The organism is Enterobacter sp. 6722112, assembly GCF_058661685.1.
This window is the reverse complement of the sequence record NZ_JBZWGR010000007.1, coordinates 2,046,371-2,070,781: the sequence shown is the minus strand read 5'-3', so window position 1 is coordinate 2,070,781 and position 24,411 is coordinate 2,046,371. Positions and strand designations below refer to the sequence as shown.

Sequence of the window (24,411 nt, the reverse complement as noted above, 5' to 3'; positions counted from 1 at the left end):
CTCACGCAAACGAAATGTAACCCCTTAGGTTGCAGATCCAGCTTAGCAGGTTTTTACAAAGGTGCATTTTGCCCGCTGACCACATAGTTGATGGTTTGCTGGTAGATGTCACTGAGGATGTCATTGTCTGTGGCTTCCACCCACCTGGTCAGTTCCATCAAAATGTCATCTTCGGTAACAACACCGTGCTCCGCCTGAAGACCCTGCGCAATCGCGTTAACGAGTTCGGGTTGTGCTGCTGTGGTATGTGCCGGGTAATAAGTAAACATGCTGCCTCCGTGTCGTTGTCTGTTTAATGTTACGGCGTGCAAAATCGTAATTCGCATTCAGATTGGCAAATATTTTCGCCGTTGTGGTTCAGATTCGTCCTGGAAATAAAAATATCATCTCCCCTAGCACAGAAATAAAATTCAGGGTTTCCAGCGGCGTAAATTTGTCGTTTTTTCATAAGGCATGGGCGTTGGCCAGGAAATCAATTCTACAATGCTGCCCCAGTGGGTTTGCCCATAGCAGAAAGCATTACCTTCACCTTGCTCATCCGGAAACGTGAGCGGCTTTGGCGCGGTAAACATCTCCCCGCCAGCAGCGGTGAAAGCGGCTATCGCCTTATCAAAATCATCAACATAAACAGCAAAATGCTGGAGGCCAAAGTCGCTGGCGCGGGCGGGCATTCCCTGTTCAGGGCCATGCATTTCGAAAAGTTCTATGCCGGGTCCGTGGGGCATGACGAGCATGCGAATGGCGTGAATTTTTGTGCCGGGAAATAATTTTAAGGTGTGCTGCTGGGCGGGCTGATCAATATTATCGGTTTGCGCATCGACAGAATGATATAAAACCTGGGCGTCGAAAGCGCGTTCAAAAAATAGGGTGGCTTTTTCAATGTCGGGCACCGTAATACCGATATGGTCGATGCCCCTTACTGAAGATGGCATAGTTAACTCCTGCTATAAAAAATTTAAATATAGCAGGAGATAATCAGGCTATTACCACTTCATTTCGCCGGTATTCACTTTGGCACTCAGTTCCAGCGAACTGGCTTCCGCCAGATTCGGCCACTGTTTTTTCATTGTGTTGATGACGCCGGTTGACGCTTTATCTGCCGTGAGGGCCTGTTCAAACTGCTGTAGATAGCGACGGGTAAAGTCGATAGCGCCGGTACCTGCTGGCGGTGTCCCCAGGTAGTGGCCCGGAATAACGTGTTCGGGCTTAAGGGCTGCCATGCTATCCAGCGTCTGCTGCCACTGTTTGCGGCTTTCCGGCGTTTGGGTATCTGCCGTCCAGACGTGAATGCCCCATGAGACGCCCGTGCCGCCGAGGATGGTTTTTGCGGATGGGATCCAGACATACGCCGCATAGCTCTCAGGCTCTTCAATATTCAGTCTCTCACCGTCAATCATAAAGGTGGTTGAGGCAAGCACTTGCGGCACGTAGAGCTGCGTCGGCGCGCCGTCTTTCATCTGTGGCCCCCAGAAGGCGAGCTTCGCGTCTTTTGTGGCCTTGATATGGTCCACCACCTGTTGCGTGGCGACAACTTTGGCATTAGGGAAGGCTTTCACCAGCGGTTGCAGGCCGAAATAGAAATCCGGATCGCCGGAAGTGATCACGATTTTGTTCAGCGTTTTACCGCTGTGGCGAATTTTTTCTACCAGCGCTTCGCCATCTTTCACGCTGAACTGGGCGTCAAACAGTACCGCCTCTTTCGGGCCAGACACCAGGGTGGAAGAAACGGCAAAAATGCCTTTTTCCTGCGGGTTGTACGTATCAACGGTCAACGGCGCGGCAAAGACGGCCGGAGTGAAAAGGGTTGTCAGCAAAGCAAGGCGGGCGATGGTCATGGTCATCTCTCTGTTCTTCAGGAAAGTCTCTATTGTACGGATCTCTTCATTTGCCAGAATTCCTGAAACAGGAGATGCTTAGTTTCATAAATCGAGCAAATGGAGGTCAAAATGGATCGCGTTATTGCCGCCCAGGTGTACAACCGCATCTGTGAGCTGGGGAGTTTAAGTGCGGCGGCGCGGGCGCTAGGGATCTCCCGTCCGATGGTGAGCCGTTATCTGGAGCAGATGGAGAAGTGGGCCGGGGCGCGGCTGGTGAACCGCTCCACCCGCAAGCTGACGCTGACGGCGGCAGGAGAGAAGGTCCTGCAAAAGACGCGTACGCTCTCGCAAATTTCTCAGGAAATTGAAGATCAGTCAGTGAAGGATTTACCCTCAGGCACGCTTCGCGTCGCCTGCGCGCATTTCACCGCGATGCAGATTATCGCTCCGGTGCTGCCCGATCTGTTGCAGCGTTACCCTCAGCTGCGCATTGAGCTGGATGTTAATAACCATCCGGTAAGCCTGGTGGGCGAGCGAATTGACGTGGCGATCCGCATCACCGATAACCCCGAACCGGGCATGATCGCCCGCCGACTGGGAGAGTGTCGGTCCGTACTTTGCGCTTCGCCGCACTACCTTGCCAGCCGGGACGTTCCAGAGCAGCTGGAGGACTTAGCACGGCACAACTGCCTGCATTACAGCTTTTTTGCCGGTCAGTCGTGGCGTTTTTTGACGCCCGAAGGGGAGCCGATCACGACGGCGGTCAGCGGCAATCTCAGCGCCAGCATCTCGTCACTGCTGATGGAGGCGGCGATAAACCACTGTGGTATTGCCATGCTGCCCGAGCGCGAGGCCGACGCGGCGCTACGGCAGGGCAGCCTGGTGCCGGTGCTCAGCGCCTTTACGCCAAAACCGATCGGTATTTTTGGTATTTATCAGTCGCGAGACTATCAGCCTGCGGCGCAGCGTGTGTTCCTCGACGCGCTGGCAAACCACCTTGCCACGCGCTCGGACTAATCTGTCTTCCCTGCAAAATGGATTATGCGTCCTATACTTATCCCTTTGTAAGCCAAAAGGAGAGCAAGAATGACGATTCATAAGCACGGTTCAGCACACTGGTCTGGCGACATCAAACGCGGCAAAGGGACGGTCTCAACAGAAAGTGGCGTCCTTAACCAGCAACCTTACGGCTTTAACACCCGCTTCGAGGGCGAAAAAGGGACCAACCCGGAAGAGCTGATTGGCGCAGCGCACGCGGCCTGTTTCTCTATGGCCCTGTCGCTAATGTTGGGCGAAGCGGGTTATACCGCCGACTCCATCGATACCACGGCGGATGTCTCGCTGGATAAAACCGACAGTGGTTTTGCCATCAGCAAAGTGGCGCTGCAAAGCAAGGTGACGGTACCGGGTATCGATCCGCAGCAGTTCGACGGCATTATTCAGAAAGCGAAGGCGGGTTGTCCGGTGTCGCAGCTGTTGAAAGCCGAAATCACGCTGGATTACAAACTGAACTGATATCTGGCCGGGCAAATGCCCGGCTAACCTTTCACCGCCGCAGGGAAGACCTCGGCAAGCCACGCAATAAACACTCTCAGGCGATGTGTTAAATGCCGACTCTGTGGATAGACCACGTGAAAAGGATACGCCTTAGGACGCCAGTCGCTCAGGATCTCTACCAGCGCGCCCGTTTCCAGATGCGCTCTCGCAGCATAGCCAAACGTCTGAATAATCCCTAAACCCGCCAGCGCCGCGGCCAGGTGTGCGTTGCTTTCATTGACTCCAAGATGGTGCGGAACGCTGATCTCCAGCGGTTCATCCCGATCGAGAAACCGAAACGGGAATGCGCGTCCGGTAACGGGGGAAAGGTAGCTAATCAGCTTATGGCCGTTGCGCAGCTCCTGCGGATAGGCAGGGATGCCGTGTGTCTTAAGATAGCCCGGCGTCGCGCAGGCTAGCATCCGGGCGTCACCGATATGCCGGGCGATAAGCGAAGAGTCATCCAGCGGGCCGCCGCGGATCACGCAGTCTACGTTTCCACTGATTAAGTCTACCGGACGGTCGGCTACCCCCAGGTTGATGCGCAGGTCCGGGTAGCGCTGAAAAAAATCCGGCAGCAGGGGGATCAACACGTCCCGGGCGGTTGCCCCCCCACGTCGATACGCAAATGGCCTTTAGGCGTGCAGCACGATGCGCGAAAGGCGGTATCAATGTCCTCTATATCGATTAATACCCGCAGCGCTTTCTCGTAGTATTCCATGCCTTCTGCCGTCGTGACCACCCGGCGCGTAGTACGATGCAGCAGCCGTGTTTCCAGGTGCGCTTCAAGTGATTTTACCAGCTTACTCAGCGTAGCTATCGGCATGTTCAGGGAGTCTGCCGCTCGGGTAAAGCTTCCGGATTCAACCACCCGCGTAAAGGCGCGCATTGCCATTAGCTGATCCACACAGATCTCCTCTGATTATTTCCTGCTGTGAAAATTCATTTTCATTTTTGCCCGTTTATCACGAATCCCGCAAGATCTAAAGTCTGCCTGACGCGGGCAAACGCTCCTCTTTTACATCACAACAGAAGGTTATGAGTATGAATACAACGCTTGCAGGAAAAATCGCTCTGGTGACTGGCGGCAGCACCGGTATTGGTCTCGCAACGGCACAGGAGCTGGCGGCGCAGGGAGCGAAGGTCTATATCACCGGACGTCGTCAGGCCGAACTGGATGCTGCGCGGGCAGACATTGGCGCCGCGGCGGTAGCTATCCGCGCGGACGTCTCCAGAATGGGCGATCTGGATGCGGTTTACGCGCAGATTGCTAAAGAAGAAGGACGACTCGATATTCTGTTCGCCAACGCCGGGGGCGGCGACATGCTGCCGCTGGGCGCCATCACCGAGGAGCAGTTTGACCGGATTTTTGCCACCAACGTGCGCGGCGTGCTGTTTACCGTCCAGAAAGCGCTGCCGCTGCTCTCCTCTGGTTCATCCATTATCCTCACCGGATCGACGGTTTCAATTAAGGGGACGGCGAATTTTAGCGTCTACAGCGCCAGTAAAGCCGCCGTGCGGAACTTTGCCCGCTCCTGGGCGCTGGACTTACAGGGCCGCGGGATACGCGTCAACGTCGTCAGCCCTGGCCCCGTGAAAACGCCCGGTCTTGGCGATCTGGTTCCCGAAGAACAGCGTCAGGGATTATACGATGCGCTGGCGGCCCAGGTGCCGCTGGGTCGCCTGGGCGCGCCGGGCGAAGTCGGAAAAGCCGTGGCGTTTCTGGCGTCCGATGCCGCCAGCTTTATAAACGCCACGGAGCTGTTTGTCGATGGCGGGATGGCGCAAATCTAGCGGTTACGCCAGCAGCGTACGCTTCGGTCTCCGGCTGCGGGCTGAAGCGGCTGCGGCCGTTCGCATCCTTCAGCTGCCAGCGGGCAGCGGTCGCGGAAGTAGCAGCCATCGGGCAGGCGGCGATTACCGGGGAGATCGGTTTTGCGTAATGCCAGATCTTCGTCCAGCGGTTCTCCGGTACGGGGAACGGAGTCAAGCAGCAGCTGCGTATACGGATGCCGTGGCTTGCCCAGCACCTGGTCCGCCGGACCCAGCTCCACAATCTGCCCCAGATACATTACCGCCACCCGGTCGCTCATGTGACGGACCACCGAGACGTTGTGCGAGATCAGCACGTAGGTCAGATTTCGCTGCTGTTGCAGGGCAACCAGCAAATTGAGGATCTGCGCCTGGACGGAAATATCCAGCGCGCTGGTGGGTTCATCCAGCACAATGATGTCCGGATCCGAAGAGAGCGCCCGGGCAATAGCGATGCGCTGGCGCTGTCCACCCGAAAACGCATGCGGCAGGCGGTCAAGATATTCCGCCCGAATGCCCACCTGCTGCGCCAGCGTCTCAGCCAACTGACGACGCTCCCGTTCGCTGCGGCGTTGCTGTATCCACACCGGCTCGGTAATGATGCGCCAGACGGGTAAACGCGGGTCGAGGGACGAGAGCGGGTCCTGAAATACCATCTGCATACCGCCTGCCGCATTCGCGCGCTGACAGGCACCGGTACTCGGTTTGAGCATGCCCATCAGCAGCTGCGCCAGCGTGCTCTTTCCACAGCCGGATTCCCCCACAACGCCCAGCGTTTCGCCGCGATGGATCCGGAGATCCATGCCGTTGAGGGCGTGTACCTGCTCCGTCACGCGCCCCAGCCAGTTTTTGCGCGCAGGAAAATTCACATGCACGCTATCAAGTTCCAGCAGTACCTCAGACATGGCGTCTCTCCTGTTGTGGGTACCAGCAGGCAGCCTGCTGGCCTTCTGCGCCCGTGGAAATTAAGCGCGGCGTTTCGCTGCATTTCGCTCCGGCAGCAAAACAGCGCTCGCGAAAAGCACATCCGCGCGGGAGGTGGCTGAGGTTAGGCACCGTGCCGGGAATGGCCGGAAGGATCTCGCGCGGTTCACCATTTTCCGGGGCACACCGCAGCAGGCCAATCGAATAGGGGTGTACAGGATGGTGGATCAAAGTCTGCGTGCTGCCGCTTTCGATCACGCTGCCCGCATACATAACGTACATCCGGTCACAAAGCTGCGATACCACCGCCATATCGTGACTGATAAACAGCACCGACGTCCCGCTGGCGCGCGCTTTGTGTTTCAGCAGACGCAGCACCTGACGCTGAACGGTCACGTCCAGCGCGGTGGTCGGCTCATCGGCAATGATCAGCTCCGGCTCGCAGGAGAAGGCAAGGGCGATCATCACCCGCTGGCGCATGCCGCCGGAAAGCTCAAACGGATAGCGATCCATCACCTGTGCCGCATCCGGGATTTGCATCTCGCCCAGCAGGGCGATCGCCTTCTGCTGCGCGTCGCGGCGGGAAAGCGACTGATGCTGGCGGATCACCTCCACCATTTGCCTGCCAATCCGGCGCGTGGGGTTGAGCGCCGTCATCGGCTCCTGAAAAATCATCGCCACCCTGGCGCCGCGCCACTGACGAAGCTGTTTTTCCGACGCGTTCAGGACATCTTCACCGAGGAGCGTGACCCGTCCATGGTGAATATGGTAACTGCCTTCCGGCAGCAGGCGCATCGCCAGCATCGCGGTAACCGATTTTCCCGAGCCGGATTCGCCCACCACGCCGACAATTTCACCCCGGCCAATCTCCAGCGAGACGTGGTTGAGCGCGTGGACGTCACCGCGAAAAATGGGGAAGCTCAGGTGCAAATCTTCAATTGATAATACGGAATCACTCATGACTGCTTCCCTCCTGATTTGGGATCCAGCAGGTCGCGAAGACCATCGCCAAACAGATTAAACCCAACTGCCGTGATCAGAATTGCCGCCCCCGGAAACGCGCAGTACCACCACTGGTCAAGCACGTAGTTACGCCCCACGGCCACCATCGCGCCCCATTCGGCGGTGGGTTGCTGCGCGCCTAATCCAATAAAGCCCAGCGTGGCGGCCATCAGAATGGCGCTGCCGATATCCAGCGACGCCTGTACGATCAGCGGCGGCAGGGCGTTACGCAGGATATGCCAGCTGATCAGGTGCCAGCGCGATGCGCCAAAGGTGCGGGCGGCCTGCACGTAGGTGAACTGGCGCACCACCAGCGTTTGCCCGCGTGCCAGCCGCACGTAAAACGGAATGCGTACAATCGCAATCGCCAGCATCGCGTTAAACAGGCTTGGGCCGAGCGCGGCGGCCAGCGCCATCGTCAGCACCAGCGAGGGGATGGAGAGCATAATGTCCATGATACGCATAATGATGGCGTCGCCGCGTCCGCCGAGTACGCCGGACAAACAGCCGAGCAGAGAACCGATGCCGCCCGCAATCACCACCACCGCCAGCCCCGCCGTGATGGACTGCTGGCTGCCCACCAGCACGCGGCTGAACAGATCCCGGCCCACCTCATCGGTGCCAAACCAGTGCTGGGCTGATGGCGCCTGCAATCGCGCGGTCAGATCCAGCGCGTTCGGATCGTGCGGGACTATCCACGGCGAGACCACCATCATCAGCAGCATCACGATCATAATCACCCCGCCGATCAGCGTGAGCGGGCTTTTGCGTAACATCCAGAACAGCTTTGCCCAGTTGATGCGCTGTTTGGCGGTGCTGACGGGGACGGGCGTTTCCTGAGTTAACATCATTCGGCACCTCCGCGCCCGATTCGCGGGTCGATCCACAGATACAGCAGATCCACCACCAGATTGACGAAGACATAGGCCAGCGATACCACGACCGCGAAGCCCATGACGGCAGGGAAGTCCAGCGCCTGAATGGAGGTCACCACCCAGGCTCCCATTCCCGGCCAGGCAAACACGGTTTCGGTAAGGACTGCCCCATACAGCAGATCGCCCAGCGCCAGCCCGAGCACGGTAATGGAGGGGATCATGGCGTTGGGTAAGGCGTAGCGCAGCACGATGTACCAGCCCGGCAACCCGCTCGCGCGGGCGGTACGAATATAATCCTCGCTCAGCTGCTCCAGCATCGCGGAACGCACCTGACGCGCCACAATACCCAGATGCACAAAGGCCAGGGTCAGGGAGGGTAGAATCAGGTGCTGTAGGGCGTTGAAAAACACCTCGCCGTTGCCTTCCAGCAGGGCGTCCAGCAGATAAAAGCCGGTAACGTGGGCAGGCGGATCGAGCCAGTCGTCCAGCCTGCCGCCGCCGGGCAGAATTTGCAGTTGCCCGTAGAACAGAACGATTACCCCCAGTCCCAGCCAGAAGGCAGGCGTCGAGATGCCCGTCATCGCCATCAGTCGCACCAGGTGATCCAGCCAGCGGTTACGGTACACCGCCGATAAAATGCCCAGCGGTACGCCAATCACCAGCGCCAGCAGCAAAGAGCAGAAGGCCAGCTCCAGCGTGGCGGGGAAAAAGGCTTTCAAATCTTCCGCAACGGGGCGACCGGTGCGAATGGAGGTGCCCAGATCGCCGTGCGCCAGCGCCTCTACATAGCGGCCAAACTGAATATAGAGCGGTTGATCCAGCCCCAGCTGCTGGCGGATGCCCTGCACGATTTCATCGCTGGCGCGGTCACCGGCCAGCAGGCGGGCCGGATCGCCGGGGATCAGGTGTGAAATAATAAAAGTAATAATACAGACACCGGCCACCACCAGGATTAACCCCCAGCAGCGCTGGCGCACGATGCTCCAGAACGTCATACACTTCCCCCCGGCGTGGGCCGTTACTTACTCATGGTGGCGATGTTAAAGACCTGCTCAAGCATCGGATTAAAGGTGAAGCCTTTGACCTCTTTGTTCATCGCCAGCTGGTAGTTCTTCTGGAACAGATAAACGTAAGCCGCCTCGTCAATCACCACTTTCTGCGCCTGCTGGTAATCTTTGGTGCGTTCCGCCTGATCGGTGGTTTTCAGTGCCGCCTGCAACAATGCATCGACCTCTTTGTTCTCATAGAATGAGCGGTTACCCGGCAGCCCTTTTTTGTCCGATTCGAACCAGTAGTTCATGAACATGTACGGGTCAGCGAAGTCCGGGCTCCAGTTACCAATCGCAATGTCATAATCACCTTTGCCGACGCGGTCGCGCATGGTGGCGTTCGCCAGTTTCTCGAGCTTGACGTTAATCCCCAGCTTGCCCAGGCTCGCCTGCGTGGAGAGGGCGATAGGCTCCCAGTTCGGGTCGTTATCGGAGTAGAGGAACGTCAGGCTGGCCGGTTTATCGTTGACTTTCTCCAGCGCCGCTTTGGCCTTAGCCTCGTCAAAGCTGTACTGCATGGCGTTCGCATCGAAGCCCCACATGCCCTCCGGGATCGGGCCGCGCATCTGCTTGCCGTTCCCGCTGAGAATGCCTTTCACCATCCCCTGATAATCGGTGGCCCAGGAGACCGCGCGGCGCAAATCCACCTGATTCATCGGAGGCTTACTGTTGTTCAGATAGAGATAGGTCACCCGCAGGGACGGGTATTCCGCCACGGCCACTTTGCCTTCCTGCTTCAGAGCGGCAAGCTGATCCACCGGCAGGGCGTCGGCGATATCCAGATCGCCACGGGAAAGTTGCAGGCGACGCGAGGCGCTTTCACCGATAATCTTCACCGAGACGCGCTTGAAGTGCGGCTTTTCACCCGGCCAGTGTGGGTTGGGCACCATCACCAGCTGCTGACCTTTCCGCCAGCTTTTCAGCATAAACGGTCCGGAACCCGCGGTGTTTTGCGCCAGGAAACCGCGCGCGTCGTCGGCGGCATTGGCTTTCAGCACCGCCGGGTTGACGATCGACGCGCCGTCATTGGCCAGCGTGTAGAGGAACGGGGCGAACGGCTGGCTGAGGGTGAATTTCACCGTATGCTCATCCACCGCGTCCACTTTCAAATCTTTCGGGAACGCTTCGGAAGGTCCCTGATTAATTTTCAGCAGACGTTCAAACGACAGCTTGACCGCTTCGGCGGTCACCGGCGTGCCGTCGGAGAATTTTGCATTATCTGCCAGGGTGAACGTCCACTCTTTCTGGTCGTCTGACGCCTTCCAGCCCGTCGACAGATCGCCTTCCACCTCCGTGGTGCCTGGCTTGTATTTCACCAGACGCTGGTACGAGGGGTAGGTCACCGTCCAGTCGTTGTTATCGATAGTGACCGCCGGATCCAGCGTTTGCGGATCGGCAGCTTTCCCAATCACCAGCATATCTTTTGGCACCGCCGCCAGCGCGAGAGGGGCGCTCAGGGCGAGCGTAGCGGCAATCAGGGTTGTAAGCAGCGTTGTTTTCATGGCCGGGCTCCAGAATTACAGTGAGTGTGTGGTCGGATAACAGGCGAACTGGTCATCTAACAGCGGGTAGCTGGCGGCGTTCGGCAGTTCGAAATGCCACCATTCGCTGCTGATGCCCACAAAACCGCCGCCGTACATTACGGCGTTCAGGAGCAGACGATTTCGCTGCGCCTCAGGCGGAACGGAAGGGTGCCAGGCATGAGAACGGTCGTGCATTTCGTCAAACCCGGCGCCCATATCCAGCACGTTGTCGTGTTCATCCATCAGCGTGACGTCAATGGCGGTGCCCCGGCTGTGGTTAGAGCCAATTGCGACATCCACCACGTATTCCGGGTTGGGGCAGGCATCCCAGAGTTGCGACTGCGCCTGCTGGGGGCGGTAGGCGTCGTAAACCACCAGCTTCAGACCGGCCAGCGCGGCGATGCTGATCGCTTTCGCCAGCGCGGTGGCGGCATCCGTATGCAGCAGGCACGCGGCGTGCTGGTAGATCGGGCGGCCGGTGATGTTATCGGCGGTCGCGTATTTCAGATCGATATGCAGCGTGGGAAAGGTTTTCGCCACATCAATCAGTTGACTCTCTTCAGGCATAGCTCCGCTCCTTTAGCGTTCAAATTGACCAAACTCTTGCTGTAGTTGTCGGTTGACTGCCAGACGTTCCGGCAGCGCATCGCCCAGCGCCTCCACAACGCCCGACAGCAGCAGGTTGAAGAGACAGCTCACCGGCGCCAGCGAATCCCAGAAATGGCCGGTATCGGTCTTCACCTGGAGTAAATCAATCGGATAATCCCGCGCCCACGGGCACCAGATATCGGTGATCAGCGCCATCGCCAGGCCTTTTTCGCTCGCCACGCGGCAGTACTGGCGGGCAATGGCGGAGTAGGCGCGGGTATCCGTCAGCACGATATACGGGTTAGAAAAGCCGGAGTTAAGCGACTCCACCCAGCTACCGGAGAGCCCTTCGGAATAGCTCACCCGCGGGCGCAGATACTCAAGATGGCTGAAGAACGCATTGGCGATCCCGCGCGTGGACTGGATCCCCAGCACGAAGACGGCGTCGGCATGGGTAAGTTGCTGGACCACCTGCCTGAACGTTTCGCTTTGCGCCAGCTGGTAGACATGGGCAATGGCGTCCACCTCCAGCGACAGGGAGTGCTGAAGGCGATCCGACAGCGGCTGTTGCTGCTTCCAGGAGTCGAGACGCTCGTTAATGCCCCAGGGCTGGTGGGGATTGCGCAGGCTTTTTTTGGCGTCGTCCAGGTTGCGATAGCCCAGCTTGCGCAGAAAGCGTCCGACGGTGATCCCGCTGGTGGCCGTGGCCAGCGCCACGCTCTCTGCCGTTTCAAAGGGGATCTGCCCGACGTGCGCCAGCATCCAGCTTGCCACCCGTTTTTCGCTCGGGGTGAGCTGGCTAAAGGTCGCTTCGATACGGCTCAACACCTCAGGTTTGGTCGTCATACCGCCTCGCTGTTAACTGGCTGTCAAAGGCCGGGTTTCTGTTACCGGATTAACAATGCAGGACGCGTGCCATGTTCACATTGCGGCGAAAACGCGCTGTGCAGCAAAGTTAATGCAATATTTGTTTAACAGATGATCAACATTTGTGCAGCGTAGTTCACTTTTGGTGCAGTGTGCAGGCTGAGGGGTATCTATTTGGTGAATACGTCAGCCTCTTCACATTTTTTGGTAAGATGAAAGCTCTGGGAATGAGAGAGGGAGCCTTACATGGCAAATTTGCCCTGGCGGGTCAGCGTGCGCCTGATGGCTCTCGCAAAAAAAATAGCGATGGTCATCGGGATCATTGTGCTCGTTTTGCTGGCGGTGCGGGTTTATCTTTCGCAGCAGGGGCCGGCCCTGCATCACTGGCACACCTGGCGGGCTGACGAAATGTCCGTGCAGGAGATGGATAACGCGACCTTCGCAGCGTATGTCGCGCGGGAAAACGCCATCTTCACCGCTCTCGACGCTGAGGTGACGGCGAATGTCACACCCGCAGAGCGCACGCCGCTGAACCGTTATTACCGCCAGAGCCTGGTGTGGCCAGGACACTTTTCCCCGGATGCAAACCGGTCGTTCGTGCTGATGCCTGCCGGAAAGCCGCGCGGGGCGGTGGTATTGCTGCACGGTCTGACGGACTCGCCCTACAGCGTCAGGCATCTGGCAGAGAATTATCAACAGCACGGCTTTGTGGCCGTAGTGCCTCGTTTGCCCGGACACGGCACGGCGCCGGGCGCGCTGACAGACGTTGACTGGGAGGCTTGGCTGGCCGCATCGCGCCTTGCGGTTCGTGAAGCGACACGCCTGACGGGGAACGATCTTCCCCTGCATCTGGTGGGCTACTCCAACGGCGGGGCGCTGGCGATGAAATACGCCCTCGACGCTCTTGATGCGCCTGAACTGCGTAAACCTCAGCAGATCGTTTTGCTCTCACCGATGATTGGCGTCACGGCGTTTGCGCGCTTTGCCGGATTCGCCGGGCTACCGGCTATGTTACCGGCGTTTGCCAAAGCCGCGTGGCTCAACATTTCGCCGGAATATAATCCTTATAAATACAATTCGTTCCCGGTGAATGCAGCACGTCAGTCCTGGCTGCTTACCCAGGCGCTGCATGAGCAGATAAACCGCGATGTTCATGATCACAAACTGGCGCAGCTTCCGCCGGTACTGGCGTTTCAGTCAGTCATGGATTCAACGGTCAGTACCCGCGCCGTGGTTAGCGGGCTGTTTGACCAGCTTCCGGCAAACGGCAGCGAACTGGTAGTTTTTGATATCAACCAGGCCGGGAGTTTTCGTCCACTGTTCAGGCCATCATCCTGGACGGCGGTGGCTGACCTGCTGCCCGAGGCGAAAAGACGTTACAGCGTCACAATCGTGACCAATGCCAGCCCCGACAGGTTTGATATGGTGGCAAAGACAACGCCAGCGGGTGGCACCCGGGAAACGGTGACGCCGCTGTCGGTCGCGTATCCGCAGGAGGTTTATTCCCTGTCGCATGTTGCTATTCCGTTCCCGCCTGATGACGATCTGTATGGCCGCCATCCTGAGGTGAAAAACCACTACGGTATCAGCCTGGGGACGATAGCCCTGTGGGGAGAAACATCGGTTCTGAGCGTCGGCAAAGATGCGCTGATGCGCGTGACGTCGAATCCGTTCTACGATTATATGCAGACGCGGATCGACAGCCGTATCGGGGAGAATTAAGCCCGACGTGGAATAGATTAGGTCACACCGGGGAACTGTGTTAAACAGTACCGTTCAGGCGTATACCCCATACCGGACCCCGTTTCTGTGCTGACAACTCTTATTTATCGAAGCCAGCTGAGCTTAACCTGCACCTCCGCAGCGTTAAGCGCGCTGGTTGAACAGGCCAGGATCCGTAATACGGAGCAGGGCATCTCAGGCATTCTTCTCTCCCGTGGACGTGACGTTCTGCAAATTCTCGAAGGCACGGAACAGAGCGTCGTCTCGCTTTTTAACACCATCCGTGCGGATGACCGGCATACCGGCGTGGTGGAGCTGATGCGCGATTACGGCCCGCGCAGACGTTTCGAAGACGTGGGAATGCTGCTGTTTGACCTGGACGTTCAGACCCCGAAAGCGGTTCTGGCGTCGGTTCTGCATTACAGCAAGCTGGAAAGCTATCTGACTTCTGAGGATCGGGTTTTCAAATTTATTCAGACCTTTATCACCGGCAAAACCGCTATCCCACCCGCTTCGGACTATGAGCCTGATAAATGGACGCTTTCGCGAGAGCGCGCGCCGTTTGGTAAAGGGTTAGGTCTGCTGGCGGGACAGCCCTGCCAGTTTGCGCTGCAACCCATTGTCGAGCCGTCCGAAGGCAAAATCAGTTCTCTCGAAGCGCTTATACGCGGAAACGACGGCGGCAGCCCGGAGCATTTCTTCCGTAGTCTCGATCGTGAACAGATTTACGAAGTCGACCTGCAAACCAAAGCCTGGACCTTTGCGCTGGCGCAAAAGCTCGGCATCGGCAGCCACAAACTGGCGGTGAACCTGCTGCCAATGTCGCTGGTTAACGTGCCGGGCGCGGTAGAGTTCCTGGTAACGCAGATCAAAAAGCACAATCTACAGCCAGAGCAGGTGATCATTGAAGTCACTGAGAACGAGATGATCTCTGGCTTCAACCAGTTTAACAGCGCCATTAAACAGCTGCGCGCGGAAGGGGGTGGGCTGGCGATAGATGATTTTGGTTCCGGCTATGCTGGTCTTTCACTGCTCACCCGGTTTCAGCCGGATAAGCTCAAAATCGACAGAGAGATCGTCAGCGATATCCACCTGAGCGGGCCCAAGCAGGCGATTGTGAAGTCGATAATCAGCTGCTGCACCGATCTGGAGATTACGCTGGTCGCAGAAGGCATTGAGAAGATAGAAGAGTGGTGCTGGCTTGAATCCGCCGGTATTCGCCGCTTCCAGGGCTTTTTGTTCGCCCTCCCGCAGCTCAATGGCGTGGGTAATATTCACTGGCCCCATCGGGTGGGTTAAGCAAATTTTCCCTCGCCATATTTCCCCGACACCCTGCCTGTGCTTAAATAGCTAAACCGGTTTAACATGATTTAGCTAAGAAGGTGATATGGAGACGATCTGGGTACTTGGCGATGCCGTGGTGGATCTGTTGCCCGACGGAGAGGGCAAACTGCTGCAATGTCCTGGCGGCGCACCGGCCAATGTCGCGGTAGGGGTTGCGCGTCTGGGCGGCAGAAGCGCCTTTATAGGCCGGGTGGGCGACGACCCCTTCGGGCGTTTTATGCAAAAAACGCTTGCGGATGAGCAGGTTAATACAGAATGGCTGCGCCTAGACCCGCAGCATCGCACCTCCACGGTGGTGGTGGATCTCGATAACGACGGTGAACGTTCCTTTACCTTTATGGTTCGCCCGAGCGCTGATTTATTCCTCGACTCTGCCGATCTCCCGCCATTCCGCGCCGGGGAGTGGCTGCACGTCTGCTCTATCGCGCTCAGCGCCGAACCCAGCCGTTCCGCGACGTTTCAGGCGATGGCCGCGATCAGACAGGCGGGGGGATTTGTCAGCTTTGACCCCAATATCCGCGCCGATCTCTGGCACGATGAAGTCGAGCTGCGTCAGTGTCTTGAGCGGGCATTAGCCTGTGCAGATGTGGTGAAAATCTCGGTGGAAGAGCTGGCGTTCTTAACCGGAAATGCGCAGGTCCATGAGGGGCTGGCGGCGCTGATGCGCACCTGTCCGGCCAGGCTGGTGCTGGTGACGCAGGGAAAAGAGGGCGTAACCGCCTGGCAGAAAGGCGCGTTGACGCACTATCCTGCATCACCCGTGGAATGCATTGATACCACCGGCGCGGGGGATGCTTTCGTCGCCGGGCTGCTGTTCGGTCTGGCTCGTGATGGCCAGGCCCGTCTTTCAGAGGTCATCACGCTGGCGCAGCGCTGTGGGGCGCTGGCGACAACCGCAAAAGGGGCAATGACCGCGCTGCCTTATCATCACGAACTGTAATTCACCTCTCCAGGCCTCCGGTCGGCGGCCTGAATTGTCGCCTCGATCACACTTACTAAAACGGTTTAGCAAAAAACGTTGCCGATCCAAAATTCAACGGTTTAGTATCATCAGCCTAAACCGGTTTAGCAATTTAGCACTTTCACCGATAGTTATTAGGGATGCGACAAAATGTATAAAAAACGCAGACTTGCCGTGATGATAGGCATGCTGGCCGGGAGTACCTCTGTTTTTGCCCAGACGGATATGACACGTATCGAAGCGCGCCTTGCGGCGCTGGAGCAGCGTTTGCAGGAGGCGGAAACCCGCGCGCAGGTTGCTGAAAAGCGCGCCACGGCAGCGGAACAGAAAACACAGCAGCTGGTGGCTGCGCAGCAGGAAGCGCAGACCTCCACACAGGCGGTGGCGCAACGTACTACGGTGCTGGAAGAAAAAGCCGACCGGACAGGCGGTTTTGAATTTCACGGTTACGCCCGTTCCGGCTTGCTGATGAACGACGCGGCCTCCAGCAGCAAAAGCGGCCCTTATCTTACGCCCGCCGGGGAAACCGGCGGGGCCATCGGGCGTCTGGGGAACGAAGCGGATACCTACGTTGAGCTGAATGTTGAGCACAAACAGACGCTGGAGAATGGTGCGACGACGCGCTTTAAGGCGATGCTGGCCGACGGCCAGAAAACCTATAACGACTGGTCGGCAGACAGCAGCGACCTGAACATTCGTCAGGCCTTTGCCGAGCTGGGCAATTTGCCTGACTTTACCGGTGCGCTGAAGGGCAGTACCTTCTGGGCGGGTAAGCGTTTTGACCGCGACAACTTCGACATTCACTGGCTGGATTCCGACGTGGTGTTTCTCGCCGGGACCGGCGGCGGCGTCTACGACGTGAAGTGGAACGATACGCTGCGCAGTAACTTCTCCCTTTATGGCCGTAACTTCGGCAGCGAAGAGGAGATCGACAACAACGTTCAGAACTACATCCTCAGCATGAATCACTTCGCCGGGCCGGTGCAGATGATGGTCAGCGGCTTACGGGCAAAAGATAATGACGACCGTAAGGACAGCAACGGCGATCCGATTAAAACCGACGCGGCCAATAACGGGGTACATGCGCTGGTTGGTCTGCATAACGAGAGCTTCTACGGCCTGCGGGAAGGTTCCGCCAAAACGGCGCTGCTTTACGGCCACGGTCTGGGCGCCGAGGTGAAAAGCATTGGTTCAGACGGCGCGCTGCTGTCAGAAGCCGATACCTGGCGTTTTGCAAGTTACGGTGTCACGCCGCTGGGCGGTGGCTGGCACATTGCGCCCGCCGTGCTGGCGCAAAGCAGTAAGGACCGCTACGTGAAGGGCGACAGCTATGAGTGGGTCACGCTCAATACGCGTCTGATCAAAGAGGTGACCCAGAATTTCGCCCTCGCGTTCGAAGGCAGCTATCAGTACATGGATTTAAGCCCGGAAGGCTACAAGGATCGCAATGCGGTTAACGGTAGCTTCTACAAGCTGACCTTCGCCCCGACGTTAAAGGCGGGCAAAATTGGCGATTTCTTCAGCCGTCCGGAGCTGCGCCTGTTCGCCACCTGGATGGACTGGAGCAGCAAGCTGGATAACTACGCCAGCGATGACGCCTTTGGCAGCAGCGGCTTCAACGCGGGCGGGGAATGGAACTTTGGGGTGCAGATGGAAACCTGGTTTTAACCCTTCACGCTCCCGCATCGCGGGGGCGTTTCGAACACCATAAAAAGAGGTCAGGAAGAGGTATCTATGGATTTTAATCATATTGCGCGCGAGCTTATTCCGCTGCTCGGTGGCAAAGAGAACATTGCCAGCGCGGCACATTGCGCCACGCGCCTTCGTCTGGTGCTGGTCGATGATGCACTTGCCGACCAGCAGGCTATCGGCAAGGTTGAAGGCGTGAAAGGCTGTTTTCGAAACGCCGGGCAGATGCAGGTAATCTTCGGCACCGGGGTGGTGAATAAGGTTTACGCCGCGTTTATTCAGGCGGCAGAGATTAGCGAGTCCAGTAAATCGGAAGCGGCGGATATTGCGGCCCGCAAGCTGAACCCGTTCCAGCGTATCGCGCGTCTGCTCTCCAACATCTTCGTGCCGATTATCCCGGCGATCGTGGCCTCGGGTCTGCTGATGGGCCTGCTGGGGATGGTTAAAACCTACGGCTGGGTTAATCCGGATAACGCGCTCTATATCATGCTGGATATGTGCAGCTCGGCGGCGTTTATTATTCTGCCGATCCTGATTGGCTTCACCGCCGCGCGGGAGTTTGGCGGCAACCCGTATCTGGGGGCAACGCTCGGCGGCATCCTGACTCATCCGGCGCTGACCAACGCCTGGGGCGTAGCGTCCGGCTTCCACACCATGAACTTCTTCGGTCTTGAAATCGCCATGATTGGCTATCAGGGAACCGTCTTCCCGGTGCTGCTGGCGGTGTGGTTTATGAGCATTGTGGAAAAACAGCTGCGCCGGGCGATCCCGGATGCGTTAGATCTGATCCTGACGCCGTTCCTGACCGTCATTATCTCCGGCTTCATTGCGCTGTTGATTATTGGCCCGGCGGGACGCGCGCTGGGCGACGGGATCTCCTTCATTCTTAGCACTCTGATTGCCCACGCGGGCTGGCTGGCCGGGCTGCTGTTTGGTGGGCTCTATTCGGTGATCGTCATTACCGGCATTCACCACAGCTTCCACGCCATTGAGGCCGGGCTGCTGGGTAATCCGTCGATTGGCGTTAACTTCCTGCTGCCGATCTGGGCGATGGCGAACGTGGCGCAGGGCGGGGCGTGTCTGGCGGTGTGGTTCAAAACCCGCGATGCCAAAATCAAAGCCATTACCTTACCGTCGGCGTTTTCCGCGATGCTGGGCATCACCGAAGCGGCAATTTTTGGCATCAACCTGCGTTTTGTGAAGCCGTTTATCGCGGCGCTGATCGGTGGTGCGGCGGGCGGTGCCTGGGTGGTATCGGTGCATGTCTACATGACCGCCGTTGGCCTGACGGCGCTTCCCGGCATGGCGATTGTCCAGGCCAGCTCGCTGCTCAACTATATTATCGGCATGGTGATTGCCTTTGGCGTGGCGTTCACCGTCTCTCTGCTGCTGAAATATAAAACGGACTCTGAATAATGACCTTATCTTCCCGCTGGCCTGCCGTGTTGCAGGCCGTTATGCAAGGCCAGCCGCGTGCGCTGGCGGACAGCCACTATCCGCAGTGGCATCCCGCGCCGGTGACAGGGCTGATGAACGATCCGAACGGGTTTATCTGGTTTGCCGGGCGCTACCATCTGTTTTATCAGTGGAACCCGCTGGGCTGCGATCATCGCTACAAGTGTTGGGGGCACTGGAGCTCAGCAGATCTGGTGCACTGGCAGCACGAGCCAATGGCGCTGATGCCTGACGAAGAGTATGACCGCAATGGCTGTTACTCCGGCAGCGCCGTGGATAACAACGGCGTGCTGACCCTGTGCTATACCGGCAACGTTAAGTTTGACGATGGCGGCCGCACCGCCTGGCAGTGTCTGGCGGTGCAAAATGACGATGGCACGTTTGCCAAACTGGGACCGGTGTTGCCCCTGCCGGACGGGTACACCGGGCACGTCCGCGATCCGAAAGTATGGTGGCATGACGGGCTGTGGTACATGGTGCTCGGCGCGCAGGATCGACAGCAGCGCGGCAAGGTGCTGCTGTTTACGTCAGCCGATTTACACATCTGGGCGTCCTGCGGCGAAATCGCCGGTCACGGCGTCAACGGACTCACGGACGCGGGCTATATGTGGGAGTGCCCGGATCTGTTTGAGCTTGATGGCACACACGTCTTGATCTGCTGCCCGCAGGGGCTGGCGCGCGAACCGCATCGCTATCTCAACACCTATCCGGCCGTCTGGATGCGTGGGGTATTTGATTATCAAACGCCTGCATTTGCGCACGGCGAGCTGCATGAGCTTGACGCCGGTTTCGAATTTTACGCGCCGCAAACCACGGTGGCAGAAGATGGCCGCCGCATCCTCATCGGCTGGTTGGGCGTGCCGGACGGCGAAGAGATGCTCCAGCCTACGCGGGCGCACGGCTGGATCCACCAGATGACCTGTCCTCGCGAGCTGCGCTACCGCGACGGTAAGCTCTGGCAAACCCCGGTCCGTGAGCTGGAAACGCTGCGCGAGGATGAACATCTCTGGCAGGGACGCGCCAGCGATGCCCCGGTGCTGGCGGGAGCGCGTCTTGAGTTCGAACTGAGCGCATCGAGCGTGAACGTGGATTTTGCCGGCGCGTTGCGGCTGATTGTGGATGATGAGGGGATCCGTCTGGAACGCGCCAGTCTGAAAACCGCAGACACGCTGACCCGCTACTGGCAGGGCAATGTTCATCATTTACGCGTGCTGTGCGACTGTTCCAGCGTCGAAATTTTCATCAATCACGGTGAAGGCGTCATGAGCAGCCGCTATTTTCCTGACCATCCGGCCCAGGTACGCTTCGAAGGTGCGTCCGATATCACATTACGCTACTGGTCGCTGCGCAGCTGCATGATAGAATAGAGGTTTTGGCAGCCGGATCTAAGTCGTTGTGAGAAAAACAAAACGCGTCACCATTAAAGATATCGCGGAGCTCGCGGGGGTATCAAAAGCCACCGCCAGCCTGGTTTTGAACGGCCGCAGCAAAGAGCTTCGGGTGGCGGAGGAGACACGCGAGCGTGTGCTGGCGATTGCCAAAGAACATCATTATCAGCCCAGCATTCACGCCCGTTCGCTGCGGGACAACCGCAGCCACACCATTGGTCTGGTGGTGCCGGAAATCACCAACTACGGGTTTGCCGTTTTTTCTCATGAGCTGGAGACCCTCTGCCGCGAGGCGGGTGTTCAGCTGCTGATCTCCTGTAGCGATGAAAATCCGGGCCAGGAGACGGTGGTGGTCAATAACATGGTGGCCCGCCAGGTGGACGGGCTGATTGTCGCCTCCAGCATGCTCAACGACGCGGACTATCAAAAGCTGAGCGAACAGTTGCCCGTTGTGCTCTTTGACCGCCATATGAACGACAGTTCTCTGCCGCTGGTTCTCACCGATTCAATTACCCCAACCGCCACACTGGTGGCCGACATCGCGCGCCAGCATCCGGATGAGTTCTACTTCCTCGGCGGTCAGCCGCGGCTTTCCCCGACGCGTGACCGTCTTGAAGGGTTTAAGCAGGGGCTGCGTGACGCTGGCGTCGAGTTACGTCCGGAGTGGATCATTCATGGTAATTACCATCCGAGCTCCGGCTACGAAATGTTTGCCGAGCTTTGCGCACGCCTGGGCCGCCCGCCAAAAGCCCTTTTTACCGCCGCCTGCGGTCTGCTGGAAGGGGTGTTGCGCTATATGGGGCAACATAATCTGCTGCAAAGCGATATGCGTTTGGCCAGCTTTGACGATCACTATCTCTATGATTCTCTGACCATTCCTGTCGATACCGTTCGTCAGGATAACCGCCAGCTCGCCTGGCACTGCTTTAATCTGATTGGCAAACTGATTGAAGGGGAAACGCCGGAGCCGATCCAGCGTAAGCTGGATGCCACCCTGCAACGGCGATACAAGGCCGTGGAGTGACAGGGTAACGTCTGAGGGTGACATCAATAACTTTAATTAATTAAAGATTGGATTCAGCCGATAACCAAAGGGAAATTATATCCCTGAGGTGTGTTATGTCGTTGAAAAAATCATCCCTGATTATCCTGTTTTCCCTGCTTTTCTTCTTTGTGGCCAGCACTATCACCAGCGTTGGGCTCATCATTAAAAGTAATACTTCGCTGGATAATGTGAACAAAGAAATTCAGGTGGTTCTGTCCATTATTGATCCCATTAACCACAGCCGAACCCTGCGGGTCAGGGTTATGGAGTATGTGAAAATGGTGGAAGCGGGGGACGCTACCGATCTGTCTGCGAAACTGGCCTCGGTTAAAGAGGCGCTGACCAAAGCCGATAGTGCATTTTCGGCGTTTATGGCCTCGCCGCGTTTGCCGGACGAAGCCCCGCTGGTCACTGCCTACCAGGAGGCGTGGCAAAACTACCGTAACCAGGGACTGGCGCCTCTCATCGCCGCTGCCGCCGCTCACGATGTGTCGCGGTTCAACGCTCTTATTCCCGTGGTGTCTCAACTCGATCGCCAATATGAAATTGTGCTCGATCAGGTTCTCTCCGTTCACCAGAAGTACGCCAAAACGCTGAACGAGGATGCGAGCCATAATTTCGTGTCGGGTCTGGTTATTATCGCCTGCATTGCGGTGCTGTTCGTGGTGGTGATCTTCGCCGTCAGCCTGCTGATGAAACGCGTGGTCTTTGCGCCGGTGAACCTGGCGCGCGAGCACTGTCGCCAGATTGCGGCCGGGAAGCTGGACGTACCGGTACCGATCAAGCGTGATTCCGGGAATGAAATCGATCACCTGATGTCCTCGATGGAGCAGATGCGCCAGGCGCTGCTCTCCACCATTTCTCAGGTGCGCGACGCCAGCCACACCGTGACGCATGCGGCGCAGGAAATTGCCTCCGGCAATATCGACCTGGCCTCCCGTACCGAGCAACAGGCTTCGGCCCTGACCCAGACGGCCGCCAGCATGGAAGAGCTGAGCGCGACGGTGGCGAATAACACCGACAACGTTTTCCAGGCCGGTAAGCTGGTGCAGGATGCCGTGAAAAATGCCCATACCGGTGAAGCGGTAACCCGTGAAGTCATCGAAACGATGAATACTATCGCGTCCAATTCGAAGCGTATTGAGGACATCACCAGCGTCATCAACAGCATTGCTTTCCAGACTAATATTCTGGCGCTAAACGCGGCCGTTGAAGCGGCGCGTGCTGGCGCGCAGGGGCGAGGATTTGCCGTGGTAGCAAGTGAAGTGCGCACCCTGGCACAAAAAAGCGCGGTGGCGGCGAAAGATATTGAAAGCCTTATCGCCCAGTCTGTTTCCAGCGTGAAAAACGGTGCACAACTGGTGAATCGTTCGGGAGAGGTGATTGATTCTATTATCAGCTCTGTGAATAAAGTGCATACGCTGATGGAACAGATTTCGGTTGCCTCAGAAGAGCAGAGCCGCGGGATTGGTCAGGTTGGGCAGGCCGTAACGGAGATGGACGGTGTGACCCAGCAGAACGCGGCGCTGGTGCAGCAATCCGCCGCCGCCGCGGCCTCGCTGGAGGAGCAGGCGCAGCAGCTGTCCCAGAGTATCTCGAGCTTTAGTTTGCCTGCTACGGCGTGATGTTCAGAGAGGCTCCTGAGGGAGCCTTTTTAATGTCTGCATGTAGCCGCTGCACAATCTCCTTCAGCCATTACTGTTATCCGTACAAACCCGCTATGACATAAATTTTAACTTTCCCCGGCAATATTTCTGTTCCTCATCCGTCTACCTCATCAGAGACCATAATCATTCAACATAAACGAGGTACACATGAGAAATTTTGATATGCACGGAAAAGGTCACGGGCGTGGTTTGGGCCGCCATCGTATGGGTAAGGGCATCGTGATTGGCGCAGTCCTGTTCGTGGTGCTTGGCCTGCTGGTCATGTCCCTGTGGAACGCGTTGCTCCCGGCCATCCTGGGGGTTAAAGCCATTGGCTTCTGGCAGGCGCTGGGGATCCTGCTGCTGAGCCGCATTCTTTTCGGTGGGCTGGGTTTCCGTCCTGGTATGTTCGGTGCGCACCGCCGTATGCACGAACAATGGATGAATATGAGCCCCGAACAACGTGAGACCTTCATTCAGCAGCGTCGGGCGGGATTTGGGCGCCACGGTCATTGCCGGTGGCACGATGGCCGGGATGAAAAGCGAGACGATAACGGTGCGAAAGCGCCGGAAGCCGAGTGAGCGATATGAAAGCCGGTGAGGCGGGGGAATCATTACTGATCTCGGCACTCAATGCCTGCCGCGCGCGGCTAAAAGCCTTCATTCGCGGACGGACTGCGGTTCGTGATGATGTCGATGATATTCTTCAGGAAGTGACCTGGCAGTTGATGAAAGTGGAACAACCGGTCGAGAACGTCGCCGCCTGGCTGTTTCGCGCCGCACGAAATGAGATGATCGACCGGGCGCGAAAAAAGCACGAGGTTTCACTGCCGGGGTACCTGACAGCAGATGACGAAGACTTTCCTGAGCAGGAGATTGCAGAAACGTTATTCGGCGTACCGCAAACGCCGGAGGAAGAGTATCTCAACATTCTGCTATGGGAAGAGTTGGGGCAAGCCCTGTCGGAACTGCCGCCACCTCAGCGCGAGGTGTTTGAAAAAACGGAATTTGAGGGCTACAGCATGAAGATGCTGGCAGAGGAAACAGGCGACAGTGTGCAGGCGTTATTATCCCGCAAACACAAAGCCGTGCGATTTTTGCGTAGTCGCCTCAAGGATATTTATGAAGCGTTGACAGGGCAATAAACTTCGACCACTCTGAAAAACAA

At 57.6% G+C, this 24,411-nt stretch carries 23 protein-coding genes and 1 pseudogene; 13 read left to right on the top strand and 11 right to left on the bottom strand.

Annotated features, from left to right (window positions below; translation table 11 throughout):
- Positions 1–53: 53 nt before the first annotated feature.
- The 3 genes from bdm to AC4OVU_RS11415 form a co-directional block, all read right to left on the bottom strand.
- Positions 54–269 (bottom strand): biofilm-dependent modulation protein, encoded by a 216-nt coding sequence (gene bdm, locus AC4OVU_RS11425; RefSeq protein ID WP_015570485.1) that lies wholly within the window; start codon positions 267–269, stop codon positions 54–56.
- Between the two features lie 141 nt (positions 270–410).
- Positions 411–932 (bottom strand): VOC family protein, encoded by a 522-nt coding sequence (locus AC4OVU_RS11420; RefSeq protein ID WP_110292264.1) that lies wholly within the window; start codon positions 930–932, stop codon positions 411–413.
- A 51-nt stretch (positions 933–983) separates the two neighbouring features.
- Positions 984–1,835, bottom strand: a complete 852-nt coding sequence (locus tag AC4OVU_RS11415) for a Vmh family MBL fold metallo-hydrolase (RefSeq protein ID WP_110292276.1) — start codon at positions 1,833–1,835, stop codon at positions 984–986.
- 111 nt (positions 1,836–1,946) lie between these two features.
- On the opposite strand from AC4OVU_RS11415, the gene AC4OVU_RS11410 reads away from it, so the two are divergent.
- On the top strand, positions 1,947–2,834 hold the full coding sequence (locus tag AC4OVU_RS11410; protein ID WP_235016484.1) for a LysR family transcriptional regulator: 888 nt from the start codon (positions 1,947–1,949) through the stop codon (positions 2,832–2,834).
- A gap of 69 nt (positions 2,835–2,903) precedes the next feature.
- Positions 2,904–3,332, top strand: a complete 429-nt coding sequence (locus AC4OVU_RS11405) for an OsmC family protein (protein WP_003857069.1) — start codon at positions 2,904–2,906, stop codon at positions 3,330–3,332.
- A 23-nt stretch (positions 3,333–3,355) separates the two neighbouring features.
- On the opposite strand, the pseudogene AC4OVU_RS11400 reads toward AC4OVU_RS11405, so the two are convergent.
- Positions 3,356–4,260 (bottom strand): annotated as a pseudogene (locus tag AC4OVU_RS11400) (LysR family transcriptional regulator).
- A 137-nt stretch (positions 4,261–4,397) separates the two neighbouring features.
- Between AC4OVU_RS11400 and AC4OVU_RS11395 the strand changes: the two are divergent.
- Entirely contained in the window at positions 4,398–5,147 is a 750-nt protein-coding gene (locus tag AC4OVU_RS11395) for an SDR family oxidoreductase (protein ID WP_110292267.1), read from the top strand.
- Here the strand turns inward: AC4OVU_RS11395 and AC4OVU_RS11390 are convergent.
- From AC4OVU_RS11390 to AC4OVU_RS11360, 7 genes are read right to left on the bottom strand one after another with little or no spacing between them, the layout of a single operon-like run.
- The gene (locus AC4OVU_RS11390; protein ID WP_015570491.1) at positions 5,144–6,070 is read right to left on the bottom strand and encodes an oligopeptide/dipeptide ABC transporter ATP-binding protein; all 927 of its coding nucleotides are present in this window, start codon (positions 6,068–6,070) and stop codon (positions 5,144–5,146) included. The two genes, AC4OVU_RS11395 and AC4OVU_RS11390, sit on opposite strands and share 4 nt — an antisense overlap.
- A complete protein-coding gene (locus AC4OVU_RS11385; RefSeq protein ID WP_032671167.1) occupies positions 6,063–7,049 on the bottom strand; it encodes an ABC transporter ATP-binding protein in 987 nt (328 codons plus the stop codon). Before AC4OVU_RS11385 ends, AC4OVU_RS11390 begins: the two co-directional genes overlap by 8 nt.
- Positions 7,046–7,942, bottom strand: coding sequence for a D,D-dipeptide ABC transporter permease (ddpC, locus tag AC4OVU_RS11380; protein WP_006810694.1), 897 nt, complete (start codon positions 7,940–7,942; stop codon positions 7,046–7,048). Before ddpC ends, AC4OVU_RS11385 begins: the two co-directional genes overlap by 4 nt.
- Positions 7,939–8,961, bottom strand: a complete 1,023-nt coding sequence (locus tag AC4OVU_RS11375; RefSeq protein ID WP_003857077.1) for an ABC transporter permease — start codon at positions 8,959–8,961, stop codon at positions 7,939–7,941. Before AC4OVU_RS11375 ends, ddpC begins: the two co-directional genes overlap by 4 nt.
- Before the next feature lie 23 nt (positions 8,962–8,984).
- Positions 8,985–10,517 (bottom strand): ABC transporter substrate-binding protein, encoded by a 1,533-nt coding sequence (locus tag AC4OVU_RS11370; RefSeq protein ID WP_003857078.1) that lies wholly within the window; start codon positions 10,515–10,517, stop codon positions 8,985–8,987.
- A 15-nt stretch (positions 10,518–10,532) separates the two neighbouring features.
- On the bottom strand, positions 10,533–11,105 hold the full coding sequence (ddpX, locus tag AC4OVU_RS11365; RefSeq protein ID WP_017382319.1) for a D-alanyl-D-alanine dipeptidase: 573 nt from the start codon (positions 11,103–11,105) through the stop codon (positions 10,533–10,535).
- A 12-nt stretch (positions 11,106–11,117) separates the two neighbouring features.
- Positions 11,118–11,972, bottom strand: a complete 855-nt coding sequence (locus AC4OVU_RS11360; RefSeq protein WP_110292268.1) for a MurR/RpiR family transcriptional regulator — start codon at positions 11,970–11,972, stop codon at positions 11,118–11,120.
- A 267-nt stretch (positions 11,973–12,239) separates the two neighbouring features.
- On the opposite strand from AC4OVU_RS11360, the gene AC4OVU_RS11355 reads away from it, so the two are divergent.
- From AC4OVU_RS11355 to AC4OVU_RS11310, 10 genes are all read left to right on the top strand, one after another.
- Positions 12,240–13,715, top strand: coding sequence for an alpha/beta hydrolase (locus AC4OVU_RS11355; RefSeq protein ID WP_110292269.1), 1,476 nt, complete (start codon positions 12,240–12,242; stop codon positions 13,713–13,715).
- A gap of 87 nt (positions 13,716–13,802) precedes the next feature.
- Positions 13,803–15,014: a diguanylate phosphodiesterase gene (locus tag AC4OVU_RS11350; RefSeq protein WP_110292270.1), complete on the top strand. Its 1,212-nt coding sequence runs from the start codon at positions 13,803–13,805 to the stop codon at positions 15,012–15,014.
- A gap of 88 nt (positions 15,015–15,102) precedes the next feature.
- A complete protein-coding gene (gene cscK / locus AC4OVU_RS11345; protein ID WP_110292271.1) occupies positions 15,103–15,999 on the top strand; it encodes a fructokinase in 897 nt (298 codons plus the stop codon).
- Positions 16,000–16,170: 171 nt separating this feature from the next.
- On the top strand, positions 16,171–17,688 hold the full coding sequence (locus AC4OVU_RS11340; protein WP_023303760.1) for a carbohydrate porin: 1,518 nt from the start codon (positions 16,171–16,173) through the stop codon (positions 17,686–17,688).
- Between the two features lie 66 nt (positions 17,689–17,754).
- Positions 17,755–19,125 carry a sucrose-specific PTS transporter subunit IIBC gene (locus AC4OVU_RS11335; protein WP_017382323.1) on the top strand — a complete coding sequence of 457 codons (1,371 nt, stop codon included), beginning with the start codon at positions 17,755–17,757 and terminating at the stop codon, positions 19,123–19,125.
- Positions 19,125–20,531, top strand: a complete 1,407-nt coding sequence (locus AC4OVU_RS11330; protein WP_110292272.1) for a sucrose-6-phosphate hydrolase — start codon at positions 19,125–19,127, stop codon at positions 20,529–20,531. Before AC4OVU_RS11335 ends, AC4OVU_RS11330 begins: the two co-directional genes overlap by 1 nt.
- A gap of 28 nt (positions 20,532–20,559) precedes the next feature.
- Positions 20,560–21,576, top strand: coding sequence for a LacI family DNA-binding transcriptional regulator (locus AC4OVU_RS11325; RefSeq protein ID WP_096205278.1), 1,017 nt, complete (start codon positions 20,560–20,562; stop codon positions 21,574–21,576).
- Positions 21,577–21,671: 95 nt separating this feature from the next.
- The gene (locus AC4OVU_RS11320; RefSeq protein ID WP_023303757.1) at positions 21,672–23,222 is read left to right on the top strand and encodes a methyl-accepting chemotaxis protein; all 1,551 of its coding nucleotides are present in this window, start codon (positions 21,672–21,674) and stop codon (positions 23,220–23,222) included.
- Between the two features lie 189 nt (positions 23,223–23,411).
- Positions 23,412–23,825 carry a hypothetical protein gene (locus AC4OVU_RS11315; RefSeq protein WP_058700700.1) on the top strand — a complete coding sequence of 138 codons (414 nt, stop codon included), beginning with the start codon at positions 23,412–23,414 and terminating at the stop codon, positions 23,823–23,825.
- A 5-nt stretch (positions 23,826–23,830) separates the two neighbouring features.
- On the top strand, positions 23,831–24,388 hold the full coding sequence (locus AC4OVU_RS11310; RefSeq protein ID WP_049134000.1) for an RNA polymerase sigma factor: 558 nt from the start codon (positions 23,831–23,833) through the stop codon (positions 24,386–24,388).
- The last annotated feature ends 23 nt before the right edge of the window (positions 24,389–24,411 follow it).

Coding starts and splice junctions, on each gene's coding strand:
- AC4OVU_RS11355 (WP_110292269.1), top strand. CDS start 12,240: ATGGCAAATTTGCCCTGGCGGGTCAGCGTGCGCCTGATGGCTCTCGCA.
- AC4OVU_RS11395 (WP_110292267.1), top strand. CDS start 4,398: ATGAATACAACGCTTGCAGGAAAAATCGCTCTGGTGACTGGCGGCAGC.
- ddpX (WP_017382319.1), bottom strand. CDS start 11,105: ATGCCTGAAGAGAGTCAACTGATTGATGTGGCGAAAACCTTTCCCACG.
- cscK (WP_110292271.1), top strand. CDS start 15,103: ATGGAGACGATCTGGGTACTTGGCGATGCCGTGGTGGATCTGTTGCCC.
- AC4OVU_RS11375 (WP_003857077.1), bottom strand. CDS start 8,961: ATGACGTTCTGGAGCATCGTGCGCCAGCGCTGCTGGGGGTTAATCCTG.
- AC4OVU_RS11410 (WP_235016484.1), top strand. CDS start 1,947: ATGGATCGCGTTATTGCCGCCCAGGTGTACAACCGCATCTGTGAGCTG.
- AC4OVU_RS11405 (WP_003857069.1), top strand. CDS start 2,904: ATGACGATTCATAAGCACGGTTCAGCACACTGGTCTGGCGACATCAAA.
- ddpC (WP_006810694.1), bottom strand. CDS start 7,942: ATGATGTTAACTCAGGAAACGCCCGTCCCCGTCAGCACCGCCAAACAG.
- AC4OVU_RS11420 (WP_110292264.1), bottom strand. CDS start 932: ATGCCATCTTCAGTAAGGGGCATCGACCATATCGGTATTACGGTGCCC.
- AC4OVU_RS11415 (WP_110292276.1), bottom strand. CDS start 1,835: ATGACCATCGCCCGCCTTGCTTTGCTGACAACCCTTTTCACTCCGGCC.
- AC4OVU_RS11385 (WP_032671167.1), bottom strand. CDS start 7,049: ATGAGTGATTCCGTATTATCAATTGAAGATTTGCACCTGAGCTTCCCC.
- AC4OVU_RS11360 (WP_110292268.1), bottom strand. CDS start 11,972: ATGACGACCAAACCTGAGGTGTTGAGCCGTATCGAAGCGACCTTTAGC.
- AC4OVU_RS11315 (WP_058700700.1), top strand. CDS start 23,412: ATGAGAAATTTTGATATGCACGGAAAAGGTCACGGGCGTGGTTTGGGC.
- AC4OVU_RS11335 (WP_017382323.1), top strand. CDS start 17,755: ATGGATTTTAATCATATTGCGCGCGAGCTTATTCCGCTGCTCGGTGGC.
- AC4OVU_RS11310 (WP_049134000.1), top strand. CDS start 23,831: ATGAAAGCCGGTGAGGCGGGGGAATCATTACTGATCTCGGCACTCAAT.
- AC4OVU_RS11330 (WP_110292272.1), top strand. CDS start 19,125: ATGACCTTATCTTCCCGCTGGCCTGCCGTGTTGCAGGCCGTTATGCAA.
- bdm (WP_015570485.1), bottom strand. CDS start 269: ATGTTTACTTATTACCCGGCACATACCACAGCAGCACAACCCGAACTC.
- AC4OVU_RS11340 (WP_023303760.1), top strand. CDS start 16,171: ATGTATAAAAAACGCAGACTTGCCGTGATGATAGGCATGCTGGCCGGG.
- AC4OVU_RS11320 (WP_023303757.1), top strand. CDS start 21,672: ATGTCGTTGAAAAAATCATCCCTGATTATCCTGTTTTCCCTGCTTTTC.
- AC4OVU_RS11370 (WP_003857078.1), bottom strand. CDS start 10,517: ATGAAAACAACGCTGCTTACAACCCTGATTGCCGCTACGCTCGCCCTG.
- AC4OVU_RS11390 (WP_015570491.1), bottom strand. CDS start 6,070: ATGTCTGAGGTACTGCTGGAACTTGATAGCGTGCATGTGAATTTTCCT.